The 3,788-nt window shown below is 74.1% G+C and carries 4 protein-coding genes; all 4 read left to right on the plus strand.

Annotated elements, in window-relative coordinates; genetic code table 11:
• Positions 1–108: 108 nt before the first annotated feature.
• A complete protein-coding gene (nifB, locus tag ND748_RS27555) occupies positions 109–1,653 on the plus strand; it encodes a nitrogenase cofactor biosynthesis protein NifB (protein WP_251749122.1) in 1,545 nt (514 codons plus the stop codon).
• The gene (locus ND748_RS27560) at positions 1,650–2,270 is read left to right on the plus strand and encodes an iron-sulfur cluster assembly accessory protein (RefSeq protein WP_251749123.1); all 621 of its coding nucleotides are present in this window, start codon (positions 1,650–1,652) and stop codon (positions 2,268–2,270) included. Before nifB ends, ND748_RS27560 begins: the two co-directional genes overlap by 4 nt.
• 197 nt (positions 2,271–2,467) lie before the next feature.
• A complete protein-coding gene (locus ND748_RS27565) occupies positions 2,468–3,301 on the plus strand; it encodes a HesA/MoeB/ThiF family protein (RefSeq protein ID WP_251749124.1) in 834 nt (277 codons plus the stop codon).
• Positions 3,298–3,788 (plus strand): aminotransferase class V-fold PLP-dependent enzyme (locus ND748_RS27570; RefSeq protein WP_251749125.1); only part of this gene is annotated, 491 nt, incomplete at its 3' end. The genes ND748_RS27565 and ND748_RS27570, both read left to right, overlap by 4 nt.

A 3,788-nucleotide genomic window follows, 5' to 3' on the forward strand; every position in this document is an offset into this window, starting at 1 on the left:
GGCCAAGCCCACGCCGCCGGCCAAGCCCACGCCGCCGGCCAAGCCCGCGGCCAAGCCCGCGGGTAAGACCGTCGGCGCCGGCACGCCCGGCGCGAAGGACGGCCGACGGTGACGGGGGAGCCGGTCGCGCTGCCGGTGGTCGCTGCCGCCACCGCCGGCGGGCTCCCCCGGCGCAGTGCGCAGGCGTCCGCTTCGGCTGGCGGCTGCAAGAGCACGACGAGCTGCGGCACCAGCGCTCCCGTGCAGGACCCGGAGATCGCCGAGAAGATCGCCAACCACCCGTGCTACAGCGCCGAGGCGCACCAGTACTACGCCCGCATGCATGTCGCGGTCGCGCCCGGCTGCAACATCCAGTGCAACTTCTGTAACCGGAAGTTCGACTGCGCCAACGAGAGCCGGCCGGGCGTCACGAGCACCCTGCTGACTCCCGAGGACGCGCTCGCCAAGGTCAAGCTGGTCGCCAGCGAGATCAAGCAGATGAGCGTGCTGGGGATCGCCGGGCCCGGCGACCCGCTGGCGAACCCGAAGCCGACGTTGCGCACGATGGAGTTGGTGGCCCGGGACTGCCCGGACATCAAGCTGTGCCTGTCGACCAACGGCCTGCGCCTGCCGGAGTTCGTCGACCGGATCGCCGACCTCAACGTCGACCACGTGACGATCACGATCAACATGATCGACCCCGAGGTCGGCGAGCGGATCTACCCGTGGGTCGCCTGGCGGGGCAAGCGGTACACCGGCCGGGAGGCCTCGAAGATCCTCTCCGAGCAGCAGCTCGCTGGGCTCGCGGCGCTGACCGAGCGGAAGATCCTCTGCAAGGTCAACTCGGTGCTGATCCCCGGGATCAACGACGAGCACCTCGTCGAGGTCTCCCGGACCGTCAAGGGGCTCGGCGCCTTCCTGCACAACGTGATGCCGCTGGTCTCGGCGCCCGAGCACGGCACCGTCTTCGGCCTGACCGGCCAGCGCGGCCCGACCCCGCAGGAACTCAAGGCGCTGCAGGACCGGTGCGAGCAGGACGACGGCGCCGAGATGAACATGATGCGCCACTGCCGGCAGTGCCGCGCCGACGCGGTCGGCCTGCTCGGCGAGGACCGCGGCGACGAGTTCCTGCCCGAGACGTTCCGGGGCCGCGAGATCGCCTACGACCTCGCCGGCCGCCAGCAGGCACACGAGGAGATCGAGCGCTGGCGTACCGAGGTCGCCGCGACCCGGCAGACCCTCAACATCTCCACCGGCGCGCGCACCCCCGACGCGCCGGTGGCCGAGCCCGTCCGGCCGGACGAGGTTGTCCTCGTCGCCGTCGCCACCAAGGGCAGCGGCGTCGTCAACCAGCACTTCGGCCACGCCGGCGAGTTCTGGATCTACGAGGCCGGCCCCGGTTGGGCCCGGCTCGTGCAGACCCGCGACGTCGACCGTTACTGCAACGGCCCGTCCGACTGCGACGAGGACGCCTCGAAGCTCGACCGCACCATCGAGATGCTCTCCGACTGCGCCGCCGTGCTGTGCAGCAAGATCGGCCTCGGGCCGCGCGAGGCGCTCGAGGAGGCCGGCATCGAGCCGATCGAGATCTACGACCTGATCGACAAGGCGGTGGCCGAAGCCGGCGCCCGCCTCGTCACGGACCGCGCCCCTGCGGAGGTAGGCACCCCATGACCGCGACCGCCACCGTCATCGAACTGACCGACAAGGCCGTGGCGCAGGTGCGCCACCTGCTCGGCTCGACCCAGGGCACCGAGGGCTTCGCCCTGCGCATCGGCGTCGACCCGGGCGGCTGCTCCGGCTACACCTACAAGCTGGCGCTGGTGCCCGGCGCCGAGACCGGCGACGTCGTGCTGCCGCAGGACGGCTTCGACGTCGTCGTGCACACCTCCAGCGTCGACCTGCTGCGCGGGATGCGGGTCGACTACACCGAGACGCTGACCTCCTCCGGCTTCACCTTCGCCAACCCGAACGCGAAGAGCTCCTGCGGCTGCGGATCGTCGTTCGGCTCGTCCGACGATCCCGAGCGCACCGCGGCCGACGCGAAGCTGCGCGAGCAGGTCGAGGAGATCATGGAAGAGATCCGCCCGATGCTGCGCGGGGACGGCGGGGACGCCGAGGTCGTCGCCGTCCTCGCCGGGGGCGGGCAGCCCGGCTCCGCCGAGGTGCACCTGCGCCTGACCGGCGCCTGCGGCGGCTGCTCCAGCGCGAACGCCACGCTGACCGGCGTGATCGAGGCCCGGCTCCGGCAGGAGCTGCCCGAGATCGGCCGGGTCGCGCTGGTCTCCTGAGGCGCCCGCCCGCCCGGCCGGGGGCGACGGCGTCGGATGACCGCGAGTCCGCGGACCTGCCGGCCACCCGGCGCCGCCACCCAGCGCCCCTGAGCCGTTCGGCCCCTGACCCGAGTCCGGCCCTGACCCGAGTCCGGTCCTGACCCGCCTGACCGGTTCGCCTTCCCACCCGTCCTGCCGAATCCGCGGAGAGCTCGATGGTCACTGCCCGATCTCACTCTCACCCGCGCCTGCGGTCGATGTGCCCCGGCCCGCCCGCGCGGATCCTGCCCGCCCAGGCGGCCCCGCCCACGGCCGAGACGTCCCGGCGCTTCGACCGGCAGGTGAGCATCCCCGGCTTCGGGGTGGCGGCCCAGCGACGGTTGAGTCGGGCGACGGTGCTGGTGGCCGGCGTCGGCGGCGTCGGCGGGGCGGCCGCGACCTACCTGGCCGCCGCCGGGGTCGGCCGCCTCATCCTGATCCACCCGGGCGACCTGGCCGAGCCCGACCTGAACCGGCAGACGCTCATGCGGCCGGAGCAGATCGGCGAACCCCGGGTCCGCTGCGCGGCGGACACCCTGCGCGCCCATCACCCGGGCGTCGAGATCGTCGCGGTGGACCGCGACCTCGCGGACTCGGCCGTGCCCGGCCTGATCGCCGAGGCGGACGTCGTCGTCGACGCCCGGCACAACTTCCCCGAGCGATACCTGATCAACCGGCTGTGCGTGCGGGCGGGGGTGCCGCTGGTCGTCGCCGCGATGAACGCCACCGAGGCCTACCTGATGGTGGTCCGGCCGGGGGAGCCGTGCCTGCGCTGCGTGTTTCCCGAAGGCGACCCGGCCTGGGAGCCGCTCGGCTTCCCGGTGCTCGGCGCCGTCGCCGGCACGGTGGGCTGCCTGGCCGCGACGGAGGCCCTCAAGGTCGCCGGCGGGTTCGCCGAGCCGGCGGTCGGCCGCCTCGTCCATCTCGACCTGTGGGACGTCGACCTGCGCACCCCGCGGACCCGGCGCGACCCGGCCTGCCCGGACTGCGGCCCGGGGGGCACCCCGTGATCTACCTCGACCACAACGCGACGACGCCGGTCGATCCCGAGGTCCTCAACGCCATGCTGCCGCTGCTGCGGGAGCACTTCGCCAACCCGGCGAGCCCGCACCCGGCGGGTCAGGCTGTCGCCCGGCTGGTCGAACGGGCCCGTCGCGACGTGGCCGCCCTGGCCGGCGCGCGCCCGCGCGACGTGGTGTTCACCAGCGGCGCGACCGAGGCGGCCAACCTGGCGATCGCGGGCGTGCTCGCCACGGCGCCCCCGCACCGGCGGCGCGTCCTGGTCGGGGCCACCGAGCACCCGGCCGTCCTCGCCGCGGCGTACGCCGCCGCCGAACTGCACGGGGGCAGCGTGCAGACCGTCCGGGTGCATCCGAGCGGCGCCATCGACCTGACCCACCTGCGCGCGCTGCTGCATCCCGTGCCGCCACCCGCTGCCGGGCCGGCCGCGGATCCCGAGGGCTCAGGGGGCTCCCGGGGCTGCGGCGGGTCCGACGC

This window comes from Frankia sp. AiPs1, assembly GCF_023716945.1.
Classification (GTDB): domain Bacteria; phylum Actinomycetota; class Actinomycetes; order Frankiales; family Frankiaceae; genus Frankia.